19 protein-coding genes, 1 tRNA gene and 1 pseudogene are annotated in these 21,574 nt (G+C 67.2%); 12 read left to right on the top strand and 9 right to left on the bottom strand.

The window, feature by feature from the left end:
- Positions 1-8 precede the first annotated feature (8 nt).
- From AC6RIC_RS09580 to AC6RIC_RS09570, 3 genes are all read left to right on the top strand, one after another.
- A complete protein-coding gene (locus tag AC6RIC_RS09580; protein ID WP_499735999.1) occupies positions 9-1,028 on the top strand; it encodes a chemotaxis response regulator protein-glutamate methylesterase in 1,020 nt (339 codons plus the stop codon).
- Positions 1,029-1,104: 76 nt separating this feature from the next.
- A complete protein-coding gene (locus AC6RIC_RS09575) occupies positions 1,105-2,064 on the top strand; it encodes a GGDEF domain-containing response regulator (protein WP_499735998.1) in 960 nt (319 codons plus the stop codon).
- A gap of 170 nt (positions 2,065-2,234) precedes the next feature.
- Positions 2,235-3,479 carry a Zn-dependent hydrolase gene (locus AC6RIC_RS09570; RefSeq protein ID WP_499735997.1) on the top strand — a complete coding sequence of 415 codons (1,245 nt, stop codon included), beginning with the start codon at positions 2,235-2,237 and terminating at the stop codon, positions 3,477-3,479.
- On the opposite strand, the gene AC6RIC_RS09565 is transcribed toward AC6RIC_RS09570, so the two are convergent.
- Positions 3,457-4,437, bottom strand: a complete 981-nt coding sequence (locus AC6RIC_RS09565; RefSeq protein WP_499735996.1) for a LysR family transcriptional regulator — start codon at positions 4,435-4,437, stop codon at positions 3,457-3,459. The two genes, AC6RIC_RS09570 and AC6RIC_RS09565, sit on opposite strands and share 23 nt — an antisense overlap.
- Before the next feature lie 153 nt (positions 4,438-4,590).
- On the opposite strand from AC6RIC_RS09565, the gene AC6RIC_RS09560 reads away from it, so the two are divergent.
- The 4 genes from AC6RIC_RS09560 (at position 4,591) to AC6RIC_RS09545 (ending at position 8,740) form a co-directional block, all read left to right on the top strand.
- On the top strand, positions 4,591-5,256 hold the full coding sequence (locus tag AC6RIC_RS09560; RefSeq protein WP_499735995.1) for an RraA family protein: 666 nt from the start codon (positions 4,591-4,593) through the stop codon (positions 5,254-5,256).
- Between the two features lie 76 nt (positions 5,257-5,332).
- Complete coding sequence (locus AC6RIC_RS09555) at positions 5,333-6,856, top strand: ABC transporter substrate-binding protein (RefSeq protein ID WP_499735994.1); 1,524 nt, start codon at positions 5,333-5,335, stop codon at positions 6,854-6,856.
- A gap of 94 nt (positions 6,857-6,950) precedes the next feature.
- A complete protein-coding gene (locus tag AC6RIC_RS09550; protein ID WP_454656072.1) occupies positions 6,951-7,868 on the top strand; it encodes an ABC transporter permease in 918 nt (305 codons plus the stop codon).
- Positions 7,868-8,740 (top strand): ABC transporter permease, encoded by an 873-nt coding sequence (locus AC6RIC_RS09545; RefSeq protein WP_499735993.1) that lies wholly within the window; start codon positions 7,868-7,870, stop codon positions 8,738-8,740. Before AC6RIC_RS09550 ends, AC6RIC_RS09545 begins: the two co-directional genes overlap by 1 nt.
- A gap of 69 nt (positions 8,741-8,809) precedes the next feature.
- On the opposite strand, the gene AC6RIC_RS09540 is transcribed toward AC6RIC_RS09545, so the two are convergent.
- Both AC6RIC_RS09540 and AC6RIC_RS09535 read right to left on the bottom strand, forming a co-directional pair.
- A complete protein-coding gene (locus tag AC6RIC_RS09540; RefSeq protein WP_499735992.1) occupies positions 8,810-9,832 on the bottom strand; it encodes an amino acid ABC transporter substrate-binding protein in 1,023 nt (340 codons plus the stop codon).
- A 31-nt stretch (positions 9,833-9,863) separates the two neighbouring features.
- Positions 9,864-10,844: a glycosylasparaginase gene (locus tag AC6RIC_RS09535; RefSeq protein ID WP_499735991.1), complete on the bottom strand. Its 981-nt coding sequence runs from the start codon at positions 10,842-10,844 to the stop codon at positions 9,864-9,866.
- 234 nt (positions 10,845-11,078) lie between these two features.
- Here AC6RIC_RS09535 and AC6RIC_RS09530 point away from each other — a divergent pair, with 234 nt between their 5' ends.
- On the top strand, positions 11,079-11,774 hold the full coding sequence (locus AC6RIC_RS09530) for a GntR family transcriptional regulator (RefSeq protein WP_499735990.1): 696 nt from the start codon (positions 11,079-11,081) through the stop codon (positions 11,772-11,774).
- A gap of 10 nt (positions 11,775-11,784) precedes the next feature.
- Here the strand turns inward: AC6RIC_RS09530 and AC6RIC_RS09525 are convergent, their stop codons facing one another.
- Positions 11,785-12,936: an acyl-CoA dehydrogenase family protein gene (locus tag AC6RIC_RS09525; protein WP_499735989.1), complete on the bottom strand. Its 1,152-nt coding sequence runs from the start codon at positions 12,934-12,936 to the stop codon at positions 11,785-11,787.
- Positions 12,937-13,048: 112 nt separating this feature from the next.
- On the opposite strand from AC6RIC_RS09525, the pseudogene AC6RIC_RS09520 reads away from it, so the two are divergent.
- Both AC6RIC_RS09520 and AC6RIC_RS09515 read left to right on the top strand, forming a co-directional pair.
- Positions 13,049-13,204: pseudogene (locus AC6RIC_RS09520) on the top strand (CoA transferase); the annotation flags it as partial.
- Positions 13,205-13,303: 99 nt separating this feature from the next.
- Positions 13,304-13,930: a TetR/AcrR family transcriptional regulator gene (locus AC6RIC_RS09515; protein ID WP_499735988.1), complete on the top strand. Its 627-nt coding sequence runs from the start codon at positions 13,304-13,306 to the stop codon at positions 13,928-13,930.
- Positions 13,931-13,933: 3 nt separating this feature from the next.
- On the opposite strand, the gene pdxR is transcribed toward AC6RIC_RS09515, so the two are convergent.
- Entirely contained in the window at positions 13,934-15,361 is a 1,428-nt protein-coding gene (pdxR, locus tag AC6RIC_RS09510; RefSeq protein ID WP_499735987.1) for a MocR-like pyridoxine biosynthesis transcription factor PdxR, read from the bottom strand.
- Between the two features lie 74 nt (positions 15,362-15,435).
- On the opposite strand from pdxR, the gene AC6RIC_RS09505 reads away from it, so the two are divergent.
- On the top strand, positions 15,436-16,059 hold the full coding sequence (locus AC6RIC_RS09505; RefSeq protein ID WP_499735986.1) for an FMN-binding negative transcriptional regulator: 624 nt from the start codon (positions 15,436-15,438) through the stop codon (positions 16,057-16,059).
- A gap of 140 nt (positions 16,060-16,199) precedes the next feature.
- On the opposite strand, the gene AC6RIC_RS09500 is transcribed toward AC6RIC_RS09505, so the two are convergent.
- The 3 genes from AC6RIC_RS09500 to AC6RIC_RS09490 form a co-directional block, all read right to left on the bottom strand.
- A tRNA-Ile gene (locus AC6RIC_RS09500) sits at positions 16,200-16,275 on the bottom strand.
- 124 nt (positions 16,276-16,399) lie between these two features.
- Positions 16,400-18,808: a methyl-accepting chemotaxis protein gene (locus tag AC6RIC_RS09495; protein WP_454656065.1), complete on the bottom strand. Its 2,409-nt coding sequence runs from the start codon at positions 18,806-18,808 to the stop codon at positions 16,400-16,402.
- Positions 18,809-19,122: 314 nt separating this feature from the next.
- Positions 19,123-19,530, bottom strand: coding sequence for an acyl-CoA thioesterase (locus tag AC6RIC_RS09490; protein ID WP_454656064.1), 408 nt, complete (start codon positions 19,528-19,530; stop codon positions 19,123-19,125).
- A gap of 149 nt (positions 19,531-19,679) precedes the next feature.
- On the opposite strand from AC6RIC_RS09490, the gene AC6RIC_RS09485 reads away from it, so the two are divergent.
- Positions 19,680-20,105: a VOC family protein gene (locus AC6RIC_RS09485; RefSeq protein WP_499735985.1), complete on the top strand. Its 426-nt coding sequence runs from the start codon at positions 19,680-19,682 to the stop codon at positions 20,103-20,105.
- Positions 20,106-20,199: 94 nt separating this feature from the next.
- On the opposite strand, the gene AC6RIC_RS09480 is transcribed toward AC6RIC_RS09485, so the two are convergent.
- The gene (locus tag AC6RIC_RS09480) at positions 20,200-21,435 is read right to left on the bottom strand and encodes an MFS transporter (protein ID WP_454656062.1); all 1,236 of its coding nucleotides are present in this window, start codon (positions 21,433-21,435) and stop codon (positions 20,200-20,202) included.
- Between the last annotated feature and the right edge of the window lie 139 nt (positions 21,436-21,574).

The raw sequence follows: 21,574 nt of genomic DNA, 5'->3' as shown, positions 1-21,574 counted from the left end.
GGCGTTTCATGAGAATCGGTCTGGTCAACGACCTGCCGATGGCGGTCGAGTTATTGCGACGCGTCATCGCTTCAACGGCGGAGCATCAAATCGCCTGGATCGCCATGAACGGCCGAGAGGCGGTCGAGGCCTGCCGGCACGACCGGCCGGACCTGATCCTGATGGACCTCACCATGCCGGAGATGGACGGCGTCGAGGCCACGCGCCGGATCATGGCTGAGACGCCCTGTCCGATCCTGCTGGTCACTGCCAGTGTCGACGCCAATGTCTCCGGCGTCTACGAGGCGATGGGCCATGGCGCGCTCGATGCGGTGGACATTCCCAGCGTCGGCGCCAACGGCCACACCTCGGCGCAGACGGCCGCCCTGCTCGCACGCATCGCGACGATCGGCCGACTATCGCGCAGCCTGCCGACGGTCGATCCAGGCTCGCGCCGGCCGCCAGCGCCGGTCTCCTCCTCTCAGCGGCTCGTTGCCATCGGCGCCTCGGCCGGCGGCCCGGCCGCCGTAGCGACCCTGCTCGGCGGGCTGGCACCCGATTTCCCGGCAGCGATCATCCTGGTCCAGCATCTCGACGAGCAGTTCGTGCCCGGCTTCGCAAGCTGGCTCAGCCAGCATTGCCGCCTGCCCGTCCGGCCGGCCCGTGAAGGCGACAGACCGAAGCGCGGCGCGGTGCTGATCGCGGCGAGCGCCGATCACCTGGTTTTCAAGGCCGGCGGAGAACTCGGCTACCGGGCCGAACCGCGCGACTATCCCTACCGTCCGTCGGTGGACGTGTTCTTCGAAAGCGTCGCGGAACGCTGGCAGGGCGACACTGTCGGCGTCCTGCTGACGGGCATGGGCCGCGATGGCGCCCATGGACTGAAGCTCCTGCGCGACAGGCAGTGTTTGACGATTGCGCAGGACAAGGCCACAAGCGCGGTTTACGGGATGCCCAAGGCTGCCGCCGCGATCGGCGCGGCTGCGGAGATTCTGCCGCTGGCCGCTATCGCCCCTCGCCTGGCCGAGGCGTGCGCTCCGTCGTCCTGATGAAGGTTGCCCATGACAGCCGAAACGAGACCTCCCTCGCCTGACGTCCCGCCCCCCCGCCGACAGCTACCTGTCCATGGTGCTGCTGGTCGATGACCAGGTCATGGTCTGCGAAGCCGTACGCCGCGCGCTCGCCCATCATGGCGATCTCGATTTCCACTACTGCACCGACCCGCTGGAGGCGATCGCGATCGCCCAGCGCGTCAAGCCGACAGTCATCCTCCAGGATCTCGTCATGCCCGGCGTCGACGGGCTGGATCTTGTCCGGCAGTACCGCAAGCATCCGGCCCTGCATGCCGTGCCGGTCATCGTGCTCTCCACCAAGGAAGACCCGGCGACGAAGAGCGAGGCGTTCCAGGCCGGCGCCAACGACTATCTCGTCAAGCTGCCCGACAAGATCGAATTGATCGCTCGCGTGCGCTACCACACCCGCGCCTATCTCGATCACCTCCAGCGCGACGAGGCCTACCGTGCGCTGCGCGAGAGCCAGCGCGAATTGATGCGGGCCAATCTCGAGCTCGAGCGCCTGACCCGGATCGACGGCCTGACCGGTCTCGGCAACCGGCGCTATTTCGACGAGTACCTCACCGCCGAGTGGAAGCGCTGCCAGCGCACCCAGAGCCCGCTCTCCGTGCTGATGATCGATGTCGACCATTTCAAGCGCTACAACGACGCCTATGGCCATCTCGCCGGCGACGACGTGCTGAAACAGGTCGCACGCGTGATCCAGGAAGGCTCCACCCGCTCGACCGACCTTGCCGCACGCTTCGGTGGCGAAGAGTTCGTGGTCATCCTGACCGGCGTGCCACAGGAAGGGGCGGTCCATGTCGCCGAGCGGCTGGTGCAGGGCGTGCGCGATCTGAACATCGCGCATGGAAACGACCGGGTGACGATCAGCGCTGGCGTGGCGACCGCCTGGCCGGATGCCGACGGCGATCCCGCGAGGCTGGTCAATGCCGCCGACCTCGCCCTGTTCCGCGCCAAGAACGAAGGCCGCAACCGACTGGTCTATGCGGAGCTGCCTCCCGATCGGTGAGCGGCGCCGGGACGGCGCGGAGGCCGCACCGATGGCAAGCATAGGCAATATCTATTTGCCTGCGCCGCCCCCGGCCTGAAATCCTGAGCTGGTTGGTTCGCTCGCCATGGCTGAGCGAACGCATCGCCCCGCAGCAGCTCCCGCCCCGCCCGGCGGAGAGGAGACCCGTCATGCCCAGCCTCGACACGGCCCGTATCGACATCGAGCGCTTCTGGACCACGATCGAGCGCTCGGCCGAGATCGGTCCCGGCCGGCCGGGCGGCCTCTCGCGCCTCGCCTTGTCCGATGCCGACAAGCAGGTTCGTGACGTCTTCGTCGGCTGGTGCCGCGAGGCCGGGCTCGATGTGCGTGTCGACGGCATCGGCAACATCTTCGCCCGCCGCGCCGGCACCGATGACAGCCTGCCGCCGGTGGTGATGGGCAGCCATCTCGATACGCAGATCAATGGCGGCCGCTTCGACGGCATCGCCGGCGTGCTCGGCGGGCTCGAAGTCTGCCGCACGCTCGACGCGCTAGGCCACCGCACGCGCCGGCCGATCGAGATCGTCAACTGGACCAACGAGGAAGGCGCGCGCTTCTCGCCGCCGATGGTCGGCTCCGGCTGCTTCGTCGGCGCCTATACGCTCGACTTCGCGCAAGGGCGCACCGACGAGGACGGCCGCACGATCGGCCAGGAGCTGGAGCGGATCGGCTATCGCGGCGAGATGGAAGCGGCACCGCACGCCTTCGACGCATACTTCGAGTTCCATATCGAGCAGGGCTACTACCTCGACCGCGACGGCATGCAGGTCGGCGTCGTCACAGGCGGCTTCCCGAGCACCGGCATGCTCGTCGAGTTCAAGGGCGAGACCGCCCATACCGGCCCCTGGCCGATGGAGCGCCGCCGCAACGCCCTGCTGGCCGGCGCCCGCCTGCTGGTCGAGACTGACGAGATCGGCTGGACCTACGCCGCCGGCGGCGGCAAGGCGACGGCCGCGCGCCTCGCCGCCTGGCCGAACAAGCCGGGCATCCTCTCCGACTGGGCACAGGCCGTCTGCGACGTCCGCCATCCCGATCCGGAAACCTCCGAGGTCATGGCCGAGCGCGTCCGCCGCGCCGTCGGCGAATCCGCCGCCCGCGCGGGCTGCACCGCCGAGATCCTCGACGTCTGGAAATGGGGTGGCAAGATCTTCGCGCAGGAGCTGATCGACAGCGTCCGCCAGACCTCGCTGGCATTGGGCTATCGCACGCAGGACATCCTGAGCCAGGCCGGACACGACGCCTATTTCGTCGCCCGCCATGCTCCGACGACGATGATCTTCGCGCCCTGCAAGGGCGGCATCACCCATAACAATGCCGAGCTCTGCACGAAGGACGACCTCGAACCCGGTCTCAACGTGCTGCTTCACACCGTCATGGCACGGGCGGATCGCTAATCAGAATCGCGGCGGCCTCGGCCGCCGGCTCCTCCTCCGCCGTGCTGAGCCGCTTCTCGAACAGCCGCAGGAAGGCCTCTTCCGCGGCGCTGAGCTGCATGGCCGGGTTGGAGATGAAATAGAGATCGGCGCCGAGCAGGTCCTCGGGCCGTGCCAGGTTCCACAGGCTGCGGTTCTCCAGCGCCTCGGCCACGGAGGCCAGCGGCAGGATGCCGATGCCGAGGCCTGCGGCGATCATCCGGGTAACCTCCTCGAGATTGGGGCTGGAGCCGACGACCCGGCTGCCGAGCCCCGCCCCTTCCCTGACCGAGACCATCGGCTCCAGCGCCCCGTCCTGCCCGCAGGCGAGCGCGACGAAGGGCTCGTCGCGCAGTTCTGCCAATGGCACATCCGAGAGCCCGAAGAGCGGGTGGCCGCGCCCGCACAGGATGCCGAATTCCTCGCGCAGCAGCGGCCGGCAGTCGAGCCCGGCGAGTGGCTTGGCGAGCAGGCAGAAGCCGAAGGGACTGAGCTTCTGCGAGACCGCGCGGACGATGTCCTGGCTGTTGGCGACGTCGATCCGTACGCTGACGCCGGGATGCTTGCGGTTGAGCAGCGTCAGCGTCCGGTCGAGCGGCGGCAGCACGACATGGGTCACGACGAGCAGGCGCACCAGCCCGGTCAGGTCGTCGTGATCTTCCGACAGCCGGTCGCCGATGCGCGCCACGCTGCGGTAGATGTCGACGCATTCCTTGTAGAGCAATTCGCCGCGCTTGGTCAGGACGAAGCGGCGGCTGTCGCGCTGGATGAGCTGGCCGCCCAGCGTCTCCTCCAGCCGCTGCAGGGCCGCGCTGACCGTCGGCTGGCGCACGAGCAGACGGTCGGCCGCGCGCGTGATGCTGCGTTCCTCGACGATGACGAGGAAGGTATGCAGCAGATTCCAGTTGAGATGGTGCAGCTTCGGCTTCGTTCCGCTCAAGCGCGTATCTCTCTTCCCTTGGTGGTCCATGCCCCTTATGCAAACCCGCTGCCGTGGCAAGCCTATGCTTAGCATAGGAACTGTCTATTGGACCCGGTTTCGGTGCTTCCGTAGGTTCGGCAGAACGCGACATCCTCCAGCGCAAGGGCGACCATGACAGCGACCGGATCATCGGCGGAAGCCTCGATCGCACAGCGCGCCGCGCTGTTTCGCGAGATCGAGACCGCGACGCTCGGCCATATCCTGACCGAGGGTTTCATGGTCCCGGCGATCCAGTGCGTCATCGAGGGCCCGCGCGTCTGCGGACCGGCCCTCACGGTCAGCGTTCCGCCGGATGACGGCGCGGTGCTCTCCTGCGCGCTGACGCAGGCGAAGCCCGGCGACATCCTCGTCATCGACCGCCAGGGCGACGACCGCCAGGCCTGCTGGGGCGCAGTAATGACCGCCGCCGCACAGGCCGCCGGCATCGTCGGCGTCGTCATCGACGGCTTCATCACCGATGTCGCAGCGATCCGGGCCTCGGGCCTGCCGGTCTGGTGCCGTGGCCGCTCGCCCCTGACGACCAAGCTGCTCGGCAAGGGCGGCTCGATCGGCGAGACCGTCCAGTGCGGCAGTGTTACGATACGCCCCGGCGACTTGGTCCTAGCCGACGAGAACGGCGTCTGCGTCATCGATCCCGCCGAGGCCGACGCCCTCGCCAGGACCTGCGCCGCCATGCAGGCCGCCGAGCCCAGCGTTATCGAACGGGTCCGCAAGGGCGAGCGCATCGACGAGATCAACGGCGCGCGGAAGCTCTGGGAAAAATTTCAGGCCTCGTAGGCTCCGGCTGCAGAATCGCCCATAGAGGCGCGCTCCGGCCGGATGGATCATCCAGAAAACACAGGGGAACAAACCGATGAAGATTTTGGGAACGACCGCGCTGGCCGGCGCACTGCTGGCCGCCTCCTTCGCGCTGGCGCCGGCGCCGGCCATGGCCGGCAAGGCCGACGATACGCTCAACGCCGCCTTCGCACTCGAGCCGGAAGCGCTCGACACCTACAAGATCGCCGGCCGCGAGGGCCTGATCCTGGCCCGGCACATCTATGACGGCCTGCTCTACAAGGATCTCGACACCGGCGAGATCAAGCCCGCGCTCGCCAAGGCCTGGCGCTTCGTCGATCCCACGACGATGGAGTTCGACCTGCGCGAGGGCGTGACCTTCCATAACGGCGCCAAGTTCACCGCCGACGACGTGGTCTACACCCTGACGACCGTGCTCGACCCCGCCTATGGCACGCGCTTCCGCATCGCCGTCGACTGGATCGACAAGGTCGAGAAGGTCTCGGATTTCCAGGTCCGCATCAAGATGGCCAAGCCTTTCGCCGGCGCGGTCGAGATGCTGGCCGATGCGCTACCGATCTACCCGGCCGCCTATTTCAAGGAAGTCGGCTCCGCCGGCATGGCCGCCAAGCCCGTCGGCACCGGCCCCTACAAGCTCGTCGAGATGACACCCGGCATCCGCTACGCCTTCGAGCGCTTCGACGGCCACTATGCCGGCAGCCCGAAGGGCAAGCCCGCGATCGGCAAGATCGTCGTGCGCACCATTCCCGAGCTCAACACCCAGTTCGCCGAACTGATGGCCGGCAAGCTCGACTGGACCTGGCGTATCCCGCCGGATCAGGCCGCCCGCCTCGCCAGCCGCGTGCAGATCGTCAACGGCCCGATCATGCGCATCTCCTATGTCGGCATGACCGTGACCGGCGAGGGCAAGGACTACCCGACCAAGAACCTGAAGGTCCGCCAGGCGATCAATCACGCCGTCAACCGCGAGGCCATCGTCAAGGCCTTCGCCGGCGGTGCCTCGCAGGTCCTCAACGCCGCCTGCAACCCCAAGCAATTCGGCTGCGCGCAGGACGTGACGAAATACGCCTATGACCCGGCCAAGGCGAAGGCGCTGCTGGCAGAAGCCGGCTTCGCTAACGGAGTCGACATCGAGATGGTCTTCGCCGCCATGCCGCGCCCTGTCGCCGAGGCGATCGCCAGCGATCTCGGCAAGGTCGGCATCCGCACCACGCTGAATGAGCAGCAATACGCGGCCGGCGTGCAGAAGTGGCGCGCGGGCGAACTGCCGGCCTTCTTCACCAACTGGGGCAGCTACGGCACCGGCGACGTCGCCTTCATCATCTCCAACTTCTTCGGCGGCGGCGCCGACGACCTCGTCCAGGACAAGGAAGTCATGGAGCTGGTCAACGCGGCCGACACCTCCCAGGACCGGGCGCTGCGCGAGGCGAACTACGCCAAGGCGCTGAAGAAGATCGCCGATCAGGCCTACTGGCTGCCGATGTACGACTTCAACATCAATTACGGCCTGTCGCAGCAGCTCACCTTCAAGCCCCATCCGGACGAGTTCGCCCGCTGGTGGCTGTCGAGCTGGAAGTAACAGCTCCTCACCTGTCGCCGCGCCGCTTCCAGTCCATGGCTGGTAGCGGCGCCATCCCTGCCAGGCAGGCCGACCCGCTATTCCCGGAGCCGTCATGCTGCCCTTTCTCGCGCGCCGCCTGATCGTCGCCGCCCTCGTGGCGCTCGCCGTTTCGGCCGTCGCCTTCGGATTGATGTTCGTCTCCGGCGACCCCGCCGTCGTCCTCGCCGGCCAGGCCGGCCGGGCGCAGGATGTCGAGCTGATCCGGCAGGCCTATGGCCTCGACCGGCCGATCCCACTGCAATTCCTGAGCTGGATCGGCAATGCCTTCGCCGGCAATTTCGGCACCAGCCTCTATTTCAACCTGCCGGTCGCGCCGATCATCGCCGAGCGGCTCTCGGTCACGCTCGTGCTTGGCTCGGCTGCCTTCCTGCTGGCGCTCGTGGTCGCGGTCCCGCTCGGCATCCTCGCCTCGCTCAAGCCGGGCGGCACGATCGACCGGATCGCGCTGATGCTCGCCGTCCTCGGCCAGGCGATCCCGAGCTTCTGGCTCGGCCTGATCCTGATCGTCGTCTTCGGCGTCTGGTACGGGCTCGTGCCGATCTCCGGCACGGAAAGCTGGCAGGGCTATATCCTGCCCGTTGTGGTGCTGAGCTATTACGCCATGCCCGCCCTGATGCGCCTGACGCGAGCCGGCATGATCGACGTGCTGACCGCCGATTACATCCGCACCGCCCGCGCCAAGGGCGCCTCGCAGCCACGCGTGCTGCTGGTCCATGCCTTGCGCAACGCCGTGCTGCCGCTGGTCTCGCTCGCTGCCGTCCAGTTCGGCCTGATGCTTTCGGGCTCGATCGTCATCGAGAGCGTCTTCGCCATCAACGGGCTCGGCCGCCTCGCCTGGGAATCGCTGCTGCGCAGCGACCTGCCCGTCGTGCAGGCGATCATCCTGATCCTCTCGCTGATCTACGTCACGCTGACCACGGCAGCCGACCTGATCAATGCCTGGCTCGATCCCCGCCTGAGGAGCGCCTGATGTCGATCGCCGACAGCCCCGCCATCCGCCGGCGCAAGCTCTTCAAGGGCCTGAGCGCCAGCAGCGCCATCCGCATCGGCGGCGGCCTGCTCGCCGTCATCGTCTTCGTCGCGATCTTCGCGCCCTGGCTCTCGAGCCATGATCCGATCGCGCAGGATCTCGGCAAGCGCATGATCCCGCCCTTCTGGTATCCGGGCTCGGACCCCGCGCATCTCCTCGGCACCGACCATCTCGGCCGCGACTACCTTGCCCGCCTGCTCTACGGCGCACGCGTCTCAATCCTGATCGGCCTCGGCGTCACGCTCTGCGCCGGGTTCATCGGCACGATGCTCGGGCTCGCCGCCGGCTATTTCGGCGGACGTGTCGACATGGCGATCAGCTTCATCGTGACGACGCGGCTCTCGCTCCCGATCGTGCTGGTCGCGCTCGCGGCGGTGGCGCTCGGCGGCGCCTCGCTGAAGACGCTCGCGATCGTTCTCAGCCTCCTGCTCTGGGACCGGTTCGCGGTGGTCGTGCGCGCCGCTGCGCAGAGCCTGCGCAGTCGCGAATTCGTGCAGGCGACCCAGTCCTTCGGCGCCTCGCATCTCTACATCATGCTGCACGGCATCCTGCCCAACCTGCGCAACACGCTGATCGTGGTCGCGACGCTGGAAATCGCCAACGTCATCCTGCTCGAAGCGGCGCTGTCCTTCCTCGGCCTCGGCGCCCAGCCGCCGACGCCCTCCTGGGGCCTGATGATCGCGGAAGGGCGCGAGCACATCCTGTTCGACCCCTGGCTGATCGCCTTGCCGGGCGCCGGGCTCTGCCTGCTGATCCTGGCGGTGAACCTGCTCGGCGACGGCGTCCGCGACGCGCTCGACGAAAAGCGCTGAGACCTCCTCAAACGACGACGGCCCCTCGCGGGGCCGTCACATGCTTCCGGTCTATATCGATAGGCCGCTTCAGCGGACCGGCGGCGCGAACTGGATGCCACCCTTCGACCAGAGATTGTTGATGCCGCGCGGCAGGTTGATCCGGCTGCCGGAGCCGAGATTGCGCTCGTAGGATTCAGCATAATTGCCGACATGCTTGACGATGCGGGCGATCCAGTCAGGCGTCAGGCCGAGCCCCACGCCGAATTTGCCCTCGACGCCGAGCAGGCGCCGGATCTCGGGGTTTTCCGATTTCAGCATCTCCGCGAGGTTCGCCTTGGTCACGCCGAGCTCCTCGGCATTGACCAGCGCGAAGACCGCCCAGCGCACGATGTCGAACCATTCGTCGTCGCCCTGGCGGACATAAGGGCCGATCGGCTCCTTCGAGATCACCTCGGGCAGCAGCACATGTTCGGCCGGGTCGGTCATCTTCAGGCGGTACGAGACGAGCTGCGACATATCGGTCGAGATCGCGTCGCAGCGCCCGCTCTCATAGGCTTTCACCGTCTCGTCGATGCCCTGGAAGGCAACGACCTCGTATTTCATCTTGTTGACGCGGAAATAGTCGGAAAGGTTCAGCTCGTTGGTCGTGCCCTGCACCGTGCAGATCGAGGCGCCGTTCAACTCCTTGACCGATTTGACGCCGCTCTTGGCGCGGACCTGAAAGCCCTGCCCGTCATAATAGTTCACGGCGGTGAAGTTCAGGCCCTGCCCGGCGTCGCGGCTCAGCGTCCAGGTCGTGGTGCGCGGCAGCACGTCGATCTCCCCGCTCTGCAATGCGGTGAGCCGGTCCTTGCTCGCCAGCGGGATGAACTTGACCTTCGCGGGATCGTCGAAGACCGCCGCCGCCAGCGCCCTGCAGACATCGACATCGAGCCCCGACCAGTTGCCCTGCCCGTCCGCCATGCTGAAGCCGGCGATGCCGGTGCTGGTGCCGCAGATCAACTGCCCGCGCTGCTTGAGGCGTTCGAGCGTGGTTTGAGCCTGCGCGGCGGTCCCGGCCAGCAGCAGGCCGGCGAATGCTGCTAAAAGGCGATGGCGTGACGCTGTCATGGTCTGTCCTGTTGCTGGCGGGAGGGCGGGCTCAGAGCCCCATCTGCTCGTAGCGGCGATGCGCCGTCGGCTTTGGGGCGGGGACATCGCTGATCGCGATGATCTCGCAAGGGTGGCTCGACGGGGCGGCATCGCCCGCACGCCAGAGCCAGTAATGGTTCTCAGGCAGGCCGTTGACGGCGACGACCTTGTGGCCGCCTTGCCGGTCGATCGCATGGATGGTCACGCGGCCGATCAGCCCGCCCTTGAGGGCGCGCATGTCCTCGACCGCCTCGTGCACGGCCTCTTCGACGCTCATGCCCATCTTCATGTAGAGGACGACGGCGCGCGACGTGCCGGCGCGGATGCTCATCTCGCCGACGCCGGTGCAGGCGCAGGCGCCGTAGCGGCTATCCGCATAGGAGCCCGCGCCGATGATCGGGCTGTCGCCGAGGCGGCCGGGATATTTCCAACCCCAGCCCGAAGTGCTCGTGCCCGCACCGATATGACCCTCGACATCCTGCGCCAGGAAGACCGTGGTATCGCGCCCGGTCTCCGGGTCGATCGCCTGCTGGCACAGCTCCGCCATCGGCACGTCCGGCCAACGCGCCTGCTCGGCCGCGCTGACTTCCGTCTCCAACCAGCGCTGCCACGCCGACCGCGCATGCGGCATCAGCAATTCGCCGGCCTCGGCGCCGATCTCGGCGGCGAAGCGGCGTGCACCCTCCCCGACCAGCAGTTCATGCGGCAATCGTTCGAGCACCTGCCGGGCGATGCTGACCGGATGGAGATAGCCAGTCAGGGAGCCGACCGAACCGGTGCGCAGCGTCGTACCATCCATTACCGAAGCGTCGAGCTCGACCTCTCCCAGCAGATTCGGCCAGCCGCCGCGCCCGACGGTCCTGACCTCTTCGCTCGCCTCGACCAGCCGGATACCGGCCTCGATCGCGTCCAGCGCCAGATCGCCGCGGGCCAGAGACGCGCCTGTCGCCGCGATTCCGCAGGCTCCCTCATTATTGCAGATCGCGATCACGGGCAGGCTGTCCACCTAGATTGAATATTGAATCCAATTTTTGGATAAGACGACTCGATTGAGTATGCAAGGGGCCCTCTTTTACAGAACGACGGGAAAATTTCGGCGCACGGCCTCAGAATAATTGGATACAATAATTTCGCCACGCCGACATGACGACACCATCGATTGTAAGCGCGCGCCGTTCGGGGCAAGGATTGGGGCCAAACGCATTCGACGAAGCATGCCCGAGCGATGACCGCGCCGATCCTCTCGACCAAGACCACCGCGCTTCAGCGCAAGACGACGACCGCGCGCGTCGTGGCGCTGCTGCGCGACCAGATTCTCTCCGGGGCGCTGCCCGAAGGCCTGCAATTGCGGCAGGAGAAGCTGGCGGCCGAGCTCGGCGTCAGCCGGGTGCCGATCCGCGAGGCCCTGCACCAGCTCGAAGCCGAGGGGCTTGTCCTCCAGGAATCACATAAGGGCGCGGTGGTCTCGGGCCTGTCGATCGACGATCTCGAGGAGACCTACGAGATTCGCGCCCGGCTGGAGACCTGGCTGCTCGAACTCTCCATCCCGCTGCTCGGTCCCCAGCATTACGCCAAGGCGGAGGAATTGCTGGCGCGCATGGCTGTTGACCGCGAGGACGAAGCCTGGTCGAGCCAGAACTGGAATTTCCACGCCGCGCTCTACGCCCCGGCGAACCGGCCGCAGACGCTGGAGCTCGTCCGCAAGCTCTATCTCAACGCCTACCGCCATTTCCCGCTGCCGATCCGCCTGACCGGCGGGCGCGACCGGATGAACCGCGAGCACCAGCTCCTGCTCGACCTGTGCAGGCAGGGCGAGATCGAGCGCGCGAAGGAGCATCTGGAGCAGCATATCCTGATGGGCGCGCGCCACCTCATCAACCGGCTGAAGGCACTCCGCCAGCAGAGCAAGAGCGCCAGCTGAACGCTGCCGCTCAGCCCAGCGCCTTCACCATGTTGCGGGCGATGACGATCTGCTGGATCTGCGAGGTGCCCTCGTAGATCCGGAACAGGCGCGCATCCCGGTAGAAGCGCTCGATGCCGTGATCGGCGATGTAGCCGGCCCCGCCATGAATCTGCACGGCCCGGTCGACCACACGCCCGACCATCTCGCTGGCGAAGAGCTTGCAGCAGGCGGCATCGGTCGCGACGTCCTCGCCCCGATCCTTGGCACGCGCCGTCTCCAGCACCATGCAGCGCGCCGCATAGGCTTCCGTCCGGCTATCGGCCAGCATCGCCTGCACGAGCTGGAACTCGGCGATCGGCTGGCCGAACTGCTTGCGCTCGACCGCATAGCGCAGGCTGTCATCGATGACGCGCTCGGCCATCGCGACGCAGACCGCCGAGATATGGAGGCGCCCGCGATCGAGCACCTTCATCGCCGTGCGGAAACCCTGCCCCTCGCGCCCGCCGAGCAGCGCATCGGCCGGAACGCGGCAGTCCTCGAAGATGACATCAGAGGTGTGTGAGCCGCTCTGACCCATCTTCTTGTCGACCGGCCCGAGCGAGAGCCCCGGCGTGCCCGCTTCGACGAGGAAGGCCGAGACGCCCTTGGCGCCGGGCTGCGACGGATCGGTCCGCGCGAACACCGTGAACAGCCCGGCATGCGGGGCATTGGTGATGAAGCGCTTGGTGCCGTTCAGGACATAGCCGCCCTCGACCGGTCGAGCCGAGGTCTTGAGCGAGGCCGCATCCGAGCCCGCCTCCGGCTCGGTCAGCGCGAAGGAACTGATCAGTTCGCCCGAGGCCAGTCGCGGCAGGTAGCGTCGCTTCTGCTCTTCCGTGCCGTCCATGATCAGCCCCTGCGAGCCAATGCCGTTATTGGTCCCGATCAGCGAGCGGAAGGCCGGCGAGGTCCGGCCCAGCTCGAAAGCAACGCGGACCTCCTCCTCCATTGTCAGGCCGAGCCCGCCATATTCCTCGGGGATCGACAGGCCGAACAGCCCCATCTCCGCGATCTCCCGGCGGATCTCCGCAGGGATGCGATCCTCCTGCGCGACCTGATGCTCGAGGGGCCGCAGGCGCTCGCGCACGAAACGCGCGACGCTCTCCAACAGCCCCTGCATCGTCTCGCTGTCCAAGGCCATCGCCATCTCCCTCGCTTGCTCTCGCCCGGCGCCTCGGGCTTCCTTGACAAGGCGGAGCAGTTAAATACCTTCCAGCCGGTAAGTAAATATCGAGAACGCGAGACGGCAAGCGATGGGCGCGGCACTGGAAGGCATCAAGGTCCTCGATCTCACCCGCGTTCTCGCCGGCCCCTGGGCAACCATGACGCTGGGCGATCTCGGCGCGGAAATCTGGAAAATCGAGCAACCCGGCGCGGGCGATGACACGCGCGGCTGGATGCCGCCTTCGGTCGGAGATCACACCGACGCGGTTCTAGCTGAACATCTCCAGCTCGACCCCGAGCAGATCGCACGCCTGCGCGCGGCCGGCGCGATCGGCTGACGAGCCGTGGTAGCGCCCACCCCTCCAGCAACGAAACCCAAGCGTCAGGGTCGTCCGCCGACCATCGAGAACGCACGCGACCGCATCCTCGACGACGCCGCCCGGCTCTTCGCTAGGGACGGCTATGACGGAACATCGCTCGGCGAACTCGCAGCGTCCGTCGGCGTCACCAAGGCGGCGATCTACCACTACTTCCCCAACAAGCAGGAGATCTACGAGGCGATCATCGTGCGCACGCTGGAGGGGCTGCGCCGTCACGTCTCGCAGGCGACAGCCCAGACCTCCGGGCCGGAAGAGGCGCTGGCCCGCTTCATGATCGCCCACGCCGATTTCTTCGAGGATCACTACGATGGCTTCCTCACCATGCTCGTGGGCTATGGCGGCATGGAGAATGTCGTGATGATCGCGGAGGCACAGAAGCTGCGCGACGAGCACGAGCAGGCCCTGAGGCACATTATCGCCGACGGCATCGCCAAGGGCGCCTTCCGACCGATCGATATCGACGTCACCAGCCGCGCCGTGCTCTCGATGCTCAACTGGATGGTGCGGTGGTTCAAGCCGGGCAAGGGCCGCCGCGCCGCAGCCTTCGCACAGGATTATTGCGACCTGATGCTCGGCGGCCTGCGCGGCTGATCGTCAGGCAACCGCCGCAAACACCTTGGCCAGCCCGGCAACGCCGCGCCGGATCACGTCGACATCATGCGCCGCATAGCCGATGACGAAACCCGCCTCGGCCGGGCGCTCAGCCCCGGACGCGTAGAGCGGCCCGATCGGATAAAGGCCGATCCCGGCTTCGCGCGCGGCTTCGACGACAGCCGCCTCACGCTCCGCCGGGACGCCGTTGAGCCAGGCGACGACATGCAGGCCGGTATCCGCACCGGCCACCGTCAGGCGCGCCCCGCATTCCTCGGCGAGAGCCTGCAAAAGCGCGGCCCGGCGCTCGGCATTCCGCCGACGAATGCTCCGGATATGGCGCTCGTAGCCGCCGCTTGAGAGGAACTCCGCCAGCGCTTCCTGCTCCAGCAAGGGCGTATGCCGGTCGGTCAGGCGTTTGGCCTCTGCGAAGATAGGGCTGAGATCGGGCGGCACGACGAGATAGCCGAGCCGTAATGTCGGCGAGAGCGTCTTCGAGACCGTGCCGAGATAGATGACCCTGTCGGGGGCGGAAGCCTGCAAGGGCGGAATCGGTGCGACGCTGTGCCGATATTCGCCGTCATAGTCGTCCTCGACGACCATGGCCCCGGTTTCGGCCGCCCAGTCCAGCAGCGCCCGTCGCCGTGCCGCCGAGAGCACGCTGCCGAGCGGATACTGATGCGATGGCGTGACATAGGCCAATCGCGCCGCCGGCAAGCCCTCCGTCCGGATGCCCTCGCGATCGACGGCAGTAGGCACAGCCACTCCGCCCGAAGCGGCGAAGGCATGCCGCGCCAGCACATAGCCGGGGTCTTCCATGATGAAACTGTCGCCGGGATCGAGCTGCAGTCGGGCGCTGAGATCGAGCCCCTGCTGCGAACCGTTGACGACGATGATCTGCTCCGGCGCGCAACTGATCCCGCGTGACCGCCACAGATAGCTCTGCAAAGCCTCACGAAGCGGAGCCGAACCCTGCGGATCGCTGTAACGCAGACGCTCGGCCCGGCGCAGGCTCGCCCGATTGAGCGCACGACGCCAGGCCAGCATCGGAAAATCCGCGCCGCTCAGGTCGCCATAGCGCAGATCGGCGACGCGATAGGTGTGAAACCGGGCTGGCGCGGGCAAGGCAAGCAGGCGCTCAGCGAAACCGGACAAAGCCCGCGCACTTGCAGGCGCAAGAGCCTTGGGTGCTGGCGCCGCCGCAAGCCCGCGCGCCACGACGACCCGCGCACCGGGGCGGTTGAGCAAATAGCCTTCGGCGATCAACTGCCCATAGGCCGCCGTGACCGTCGTCCGCGACACGCCCCACTCGATGGCGAGCGCCCGGCTCGACGGCAGGCGATCGCCTGGCCGATATTCCCCGTCATGGATCCGCTGCTTGATCGCAGCGATGATCCGGCGGGCGACGCCCTGCCCCTCCAACTGGACCACTCAAAACCCTTGGAACTGGATATTCCGATCAGTCCAGATTGCAGGCATGACGGCGGCGACACAAGGAGTTCCCCATGTACACGCCACCGGCCTTTCGCGACGAGGACAGGACGAGCCTGCTGGCGACGATCCGCGCCGCGCGGCTCGCGACCTTCATCACCGCCACAGCCGAGGGGCCGCTGGCGACGCCGCTGCCGCTGTTTATCGACGAGAACGAGGGCGAGCATGGCGTGCTCTACGGTCATCTCGCCAGGGCGAACCCGCAATGGCGCGCGCCTGCCGTGGGCAATGGCCTCGCCCTCTTCGCGGGCCCGGACGCCTATGTGACGCCAAGCTGGTACGCGCTGAAGCAGGAGACCGGCAAGGTCGTGCCGACCTGGAACTACGTGACAGTCCATGCCTCCGGTCCGGTCGAGTTCTTCGACGATCCCGCCCGGCTGCTGGATGTCGTCACCCGCCTCACCAACCTGCATGAGGGCGAGCGCGCCGCGCCCTGGGCGGTCTCGGACGCGCCGCCGGAGTTCATCCAAGCCCAGTTGCGCGGCATCGTCGGCCTGCGCATGCCGATCGCGACGCTCGAAGGCAAGCGCAAGCTCAGCCAGAACCGCAGCCCGACCGACCGCGCCGGCGTCGCAGCAGGCCTCGCCGAGAGCGAACGGCCGGCGGAGCACCATGTCGCGAGGTTGATTCCGGTCTGAAGCCGCCAGGGAATCGGTCAACGCAGGTAAAAGATGCCGCTTTTGGAACGCTGCAAATAGGCCGGATTGAACACAGAAATGCCCCACCAGAATGTCCCACCGGCACGATCCTCTGGCTAAGGCATTGATCTGAAACGGAATGGTGGGCCGGGCCGGACTCGAACCGGCACCGGCGCTGTTATGAGCAGCGAGCTCTAACCATTGAGCTACCGGCCCGTTCCTCGCCTAGCATCGCCACCACCCGGCAAGCAAGGCGCATGCAACCGGAATCGAAAGGGCCTCCCGGCAATGCCGGGAGGCCCTGTTCCGTTCACGGGAGCTGGATGGCCCCGCAGCCCTCTCAGGCTGCCGCGACATGCCGGCCCTCGCCATGCTCCTCGGCCGCATGGCCCTGCCGGAAGGTGAAGCGGCCGATATGCTCGGTCAGCGCCCGCGTCTGCTCGTCGGTGAGGGCAAGCGCAGCGTTGGTCTCCTCGACCAGCGCGGCGTTCTGGTGTGCCATCGTGCCGATGCCGTCGATCTCGGTATTGATCGCCGAGACGTCGCTCGCCTGGCTGCGGGCGGTCTGCGAGATGCCGTTCATCAGCCCGGTCAGCTCGTTCACCGAGGAGACGATCGCGCCGAACATGGACGAGGTCTCTTCGACCAGCCCGACGCCGACCTTGACGTCGCCATGCGCCGCCTCGACCAGCTTCTTGACGTCGTTCGAGGCGTCGGCCGAGCGCTTGGCCAGGCTGCGCACCTCGGTCGCGACCACCGCGAAGCCCTTGCCGGCATCGCCCGCACGCGCCGCCTCGACCGCGGCGTTCAGCGCCAGCAGATTGGTCTGGAAGGCGATCTCGTCGATCATAGCGATGACCTCGGAAATCTTGCTCGAGGACTGGCGGATGCGCTGCATCGCTTCCAGCGCCGAGGCCACGACCTTCTCCCCCTGCTGCGCGCGCTCCTCCGCTCCCTGAGCCATGCCCGTCGCCTGGGCGGCCTCGCTCGCGGTCTTCTTCACGGTGCCGGCGAAGGCGCCGAGCTGGTTGGTCGCCATCGAGACGGCGTTGCTCTCCTCGCTGGTGCGCTCGGCCAGATCGGTGACGCCGTCGAGGATCTCGCTGGTCGCGCTGCGGACCGCGGAAACCGTCTCGGCGAGGCGGGCGAGCGTGCTCTCGAACTCGTCGGCCAGCGCGTTGGTGCCGTCCTTGAGCTCGGCGAAGGCACCCTGATACATCCCCTCGACCCGGGTCGAGAGATGACCGGCGGACAGCTCCGCCAGTACGTCGCAGGTCTCCAGCAGACCGGTCTGGACGGTTTCCAGCAGCGTGTTGACCGAGCCGGCGAGCGCATTGAGCTCGGGATCGGCGAACTGCGCCGCAACGCGCTGGGTGAAGTCGCCAGCCGCAGCGGCGGCCACGACGACGCCGAAGGCCTCGCCGAGTTCGCGCATCATCTCGCGGCGCTGCTCCAGCGCCCGCGCCTCGTCCTCGACCTTAGCGAGTTCAGCCGCGCGCAACGCCACCGCGTTGTCGCGGAACAGCAGGACGCTCTTCGAGATATCGGAGATCTCGTCATTGCCCTTGGTATCGACCACCGTCTCCAGCGCGCCATCGGCGATCGCCTTGGTCGCGGCCCAGAGCCGGTTGAGGCGGCCAACGATCATCGGGCGGACGAAGAAGAAGGACAGGGCGAGTGCAATCAGCAGCGAGGTGATGCCGATCGCGGCCAGCGTCAGCTCGCTGCGCTTGATCACCGCCTTGGTCGAGTCGCGCCCGGCGATCGCGCCGCCACGGGCGGAGGTCACGAGCTCGCCGACCTCGCGACGGACCTTATCCGCCGCCTGGTCGAGATTCTTGAGGCCGGCAGCGATCGCGGCCTGCGTCCCGAGATCGCGCTCGCGGATGGCGACGAGACCACCCGCGCCTTCGCCGAGTTCGGTCACGGCATTGACCGCCTGGCCGCGCGCCGGATTGGCCTGGAGCATGTCCGCCGCCATCAGCAGGCCGCGGACCTGGCCGAGCTGCGCCTTGAGGCGCGATTTGGCATATTCGAGCTTCTCGGTGCTGTCGACCTGGGAAATCTCGCGCAGCAGGCCGACCGTCTCGCTGATCTGGAGCTGGAGCGACTGGGCGGTCTGGAGCGAGGAGAGATCCTTGTCGAGCACCTTGGACAGGGCGGCGTCGAACTCTGCACCGGTGAGCTGCGCGGCACTGGTGATGTTCATCTTGACGTTGAACTGGGCGTCGGCCGTCTCGAAATCGGCCATGGCACTGAACCCGTCGCGGGCCTTGGACAGGGCCGCCAGCGCCGCAGTGGTGTCGGCGGCGTTGCGCAGCCGCTCGCCCGTCAGGTCGTTGATGTCGTTGATCTGGCGCGCCAGGTCGTCGATCGCCGATTGCGGCTTGGACTTGTCGACCTTGCCCTGCTCGGCGATGCGCCGCAGCAGCTCGAGCTGGCGCGCCTCGACGGTATCGAGCTCGCCGGTCAGGGTCGCGCGCTGCTGCAGGGTCGAGACCTCGCTGAAGCGGGCCGCCAGCGCGGTCGACTGCGTCGCCGCCTGCGAGAGCTCGAGCGCGAGTTCGACCACGGGCATCTTCTGCCCGACGAGGTCGTCCACCGTCTGGTCGACGCTGTCATAGGAGAACCATGCCACCGAGGACGAGATGATGGTCAGGGCCGTCATCACGCCGAGAGCGGCATAGATGCGGGGCGCGATACCGATCCGCAGCGGCTTGCCCTCACGCGCGGGCTTGGCTTTCGTCATGAAGTCGTACTCCGGATTCACGCAACGCTGGAGAGGAGTTCTGAACACAGGAAGACCGACCCGCTCAGGCTCACCCTGAGCCGGCCCTGATCATCCGGCAGACGCGGGAATCCCCTCCCTCCCCCGGCGTGCAAGCCAGGCGGCTGGATCCGCATGCGGCGTCGAAAGGCCATGGAAGTCCCCTGGCCGGGGCGTATCCCCGGTCTGGCGCGCAGCATCCCCCGAGCGCGCTTAAGGAACGCTTAAAAGTGGATTCTTTTGAATCACTCCCGCGGCCGAGAGATTCACTCGGCGTTAGAGGAGGTTAAATCCGGTTAAGCTTCCGGTTTCGGCACCGGCCGCGGCCGCCCCTCCTCGTCGATCGCGACGAAGGTGAAGGTGGCGTCGGTGACCTTCTCGTGCAGCGTGGTGCGGAAGCGCTTGGCCCAGGCCTCGACATGGATCTTCATCGAAGTCCGCCCCACGGATTCGATCTCGGTATAGACGCTGAGCACGTCGCCGACCTTGACCGGCCGGATGAAGGTCATCGCATCGACCGCGATCGTGACCACGCGCCCCTGCGCCCGGTCGACACCCGCGATGCCACCGGCCTGGTCCATCCGCGACATCACCCAGCCGCCGAAGATATCGCCATTGGCGTTGGTGTCGCCCGGCATGGCGATCGTGCGCACGGTCAGCGTCCCGCGCGGGGCTTCATCGGATCCGTCGGTGGCAGGGCTCATGGGCATCCTTGGGGCAGGCGGAGAATCCGCCGGCGATGATGCTGACGCTGCGGCGGGCGCGCAAGCGGGCGCTTTGCCAAACGGGCGCTTTGCATTGCCTCGCATTGTCGCCGACAATCGCGGCGGGCCCCATGAACAGGGATCATGCCATGTCGAGCGCCGATGCGTCCAAGCTCGCGCCCATGATCATCATCTCGCTGCGCTATGCCGATGCGCCGCGGATGTATGACTGGTTGATCGAGGCCTTCGGCTTCGAGAAGCATGCCGCCCATTATTCAGAGGACGGCAGGACGCTTCTCCACGGCGAACTGCGCATGGGCTCGAGCTTCGTCATGCTCGGCTCGTCCGAGGGCAACGCATTCGGCAAGCTGGTCGCGCGCCCGGCCGAGCTCGGCGGCACCACCGCCTCGCCCTACATCGCCACCGACGATATCGACGCCCGCTGCGAGCGCGCCCGCAAGGCCGGCGCCGAGATCTGCATGGAGCCGACCGACCAGCCCTATGGCAGCCGCGACTTCATCTGCAAGGACCCGGAAGGGCATGTCTGGTGCTTCGGCACCTATCGCCCCGCCTGACGCATCGGACCGAAAAGTGGAATGCACTTTTCGGTCCGATGCGATCGCAAAGAGCGAGATCGCCACAATCGCGTCCAATCGGACGCGCGGCGATCTAGCCGGCGACCTGAAGCGGCGGCGTCGACCGCCGCGCCCGCATCATCAGCCAGCAGACCACGCTGAGATTGACGAGGTTCCAGGCGAGGCCGTTGAGGAAGGCCATCCGGTACGAGCTGAAATAGTCGAAGATCACGCCCGAGAGATAGCCGCCGAAGGCCATGCCGAGCACGGTCACCGACATCACCAGGCCGATCCGCACGCCCGCCTGCTTGGCCGGCAGGTACTCGCGGATGACGACGGCGTACATCGGCACGATACCGCCCTGGAACAGCCCGAAGATGCCGCTGACGACATAGAGCGACTGCAGCCCGTCGAACCAGAGATAAAGGAAGAGCGCGACGCCCTGCATCAGCGAGCCCAGCGCCAACGTCGCCACGCCACCGATCCTGTCCGCGACGAAGCCCGAGCCGATGCGGCTGACGATGCCGAGCAGCATCATCAGCGAGAGCATCTCGGCGCCACGCGCCACGCCGTAGCCGAGATCGCCGCAATAGGCGACGATATGGACCTGCGGCATCGCCATGGCGACGCAGCAGGCGAAGCCCGCGACGCAGAGCAGGAGCTGGAGTTGGCCGGCGCTGAGGCCGAGATCGCCGCGCGCTCCGGCACTGCTCGCCTCGGCCGCGGCAAACGTCGCCGCGCTCGGCTGGCGCCGGAAGAACGGCGCGAGCGGCAGCAAGACCACCAGTGTGACGATGGCGATACCGAAATGCGTCGCGCGCCAGCCATGGTTGGCCATGCCCCAGGTGATCACCTGCGGCCAGAACACGCCGGCGAGATAGCTGCCCGAGGCGCCGCAGACCACGGCGAGGCCGCGGTGCTTGCGAAACCAGTGCGAGAGGTCAGAGATCAGCGGCGAGAAGCCGGCGGCGCTGCCCATGCCGATGAGCAGTCCATGCGCCAGCGCGAACTGCCACAGCGACTGCGACATCGCCGCAGCCGCATAGCCGGCCGCGAGCAGGATCGCGCCCATCACGATCGGCACCATGATGCCGTAGCGATCGGCGACCCGACCCATGATGATGTTGCCGGCGCCGAAGCCGAGCATGGCGAAGGTATAGGGCAGCGAGGCACCGGCCCGGAGCGTGCCGAACTCGCCCTGCATCGTCGGCAGCACCACCACGACCGACCAGGAACCGACGCAGGCGATCGTGCCGATCACCAGCGCGACGGCGAGCCGGAGCCAGGCATAGGACGAATCGGGTTGGTAGCGCTCGGCGTCGTGGGACATGTTTCCTCGGCGGCCACATCTTTGGAGATGGCTCTTCTCCGGGCAGCTTTAGCGGCTGGAATCCGCCGGGCAAGCGCACGCGAGGCAGCCCTGCCGCGCGCCAGCGGCAGGGAGCATTTCAGACTCCCGCCCCGCAGTC

It is taken from the genome of Allobosea sp. TBD101 (genome assembly GCF_059817965.1).
The sequence above is the reverse complement of the archived record's forward strand: the minus strand, read 5'-3'. Positions and strand labels throughout refer to the sequence as shown.

What these genes read in the sequence shown, in the direction of transcription:
- AC6RIC_RS09580 (WP_499735999.1), top strand. Translation starts at nt 9, where the DNA reads ATGAGAATCGGTCTGGTCAACGACCTGCCGATGGCGGTCGAGTTATTG.
- AC6RIC_RS09575 (WP_499735998.1), top strand. Translation starts at nt 1,105, where the DNA reads ATGGTGCTGCTGGTCGATGACCAGGTCATGGTCTGCGAAGCCGTACGC.
- AC6RIC_RS09570 (WP_499735997.1), top strand. Translation starts at nt 2,235, where the DNA reads ATGCCCAGCCTCGACACGGCCCGTATCGACATCGAGCGCTTCTGGACC.
- AC6RIC_RS09560 (WP_499735995.1), top strand. Translation starts at nt 4,591, where the DNA reads ATGACAGCGACCGGATCATCGGCGGAAGCCTCGATCGCACAGCGCGCC.
- AC6RIC_RS09555 (WP_499735994.1), top strand. Translation starts at nt 5,333, where the DNA reads ATGAAGATTTTGGGAACGACCGCGCTGGCCGGCGCACTGCTGGCCGCC.
- AC6RIC_RS09550 (WP_454656072.1), top strand. Translation starts at nt 6,951, where the DNA reads ATGCTGCCCTTTCTCGCGCGCCGCCTGATCGTCGCCGCCCTCGTGGCG.
- AC6RIC_RS09545 (WP_499735993.1), top strand. Translation starts at nt 7,868, where the DNA reads ATGTCGATCGCCGACAGCCCCGCCATCCGCCGGCGCAAGCTCTTCAAG.
- AC6RIC_RS09540 (WP_499735992.1), bottom strand. Translation starts at nt 9,832, where the DNA reads ATGACAGCGTCACGCCATCGCCTTTTAGCAGCATTCGCCGGCCTGCTG.
- AC6RIC_RS09530 (WP_499735990.1), top strand. Translation starts at nt 11,079, where the DNA reads ATGACCGCGCCGATCCTCTCGACCAAGACCACCGCGCTTCAGCGCAAG.
- AC6RIC_RS09525 (WP_499735989.1), bottom strand. Translation starts at nt 12,936, where the DNA reads ATGGCCTTGGACAGCGAGACGATGCAGGGGCTGTTGGAGAGCGTCGCG.
- AC6RIC_RS09505 (WP_499735986.1), top strand. Translation starts at nt 15,436, where the DNA reads ATGTACACGCCACCGGCCTTTCGCGACGAGGACAGGACGAGCCTGCTG.
- AC6RIC_RS09495 (WP_454656065.1), bottom strand. Translation starts at nt 18,808, where the DNA reads ATGACGAAAGCCAAGCCCGCGCGTGAGGGCAAGCCGCTGCGGATCGGT.
- AC6RIC_RS09490 (WP_454656064.1), bottom strand. Translation starts at nt 19,530, where the DNA reads ATGAGCCCTGCCACCGACGGATCCGATGAAGCCCCGCGCGGGACGCTG.
- AC6RIC_RS09485 (WP_499735985.1), top strand. Translation starts at nt 19,680, where the DNA reads ATGTCGAGCGCCGATGCGTCCAAGCTCGCGCCCATGATCATCATCTCG.
- AC6RIC_RS09480 (WP_454656062.1), bottom strand. Translation starts at nt 21,435, where the DNA reads ATGTCCCACGACGCCGAGCGCTACCAACCCGATTCGTCCTATGCCTGG.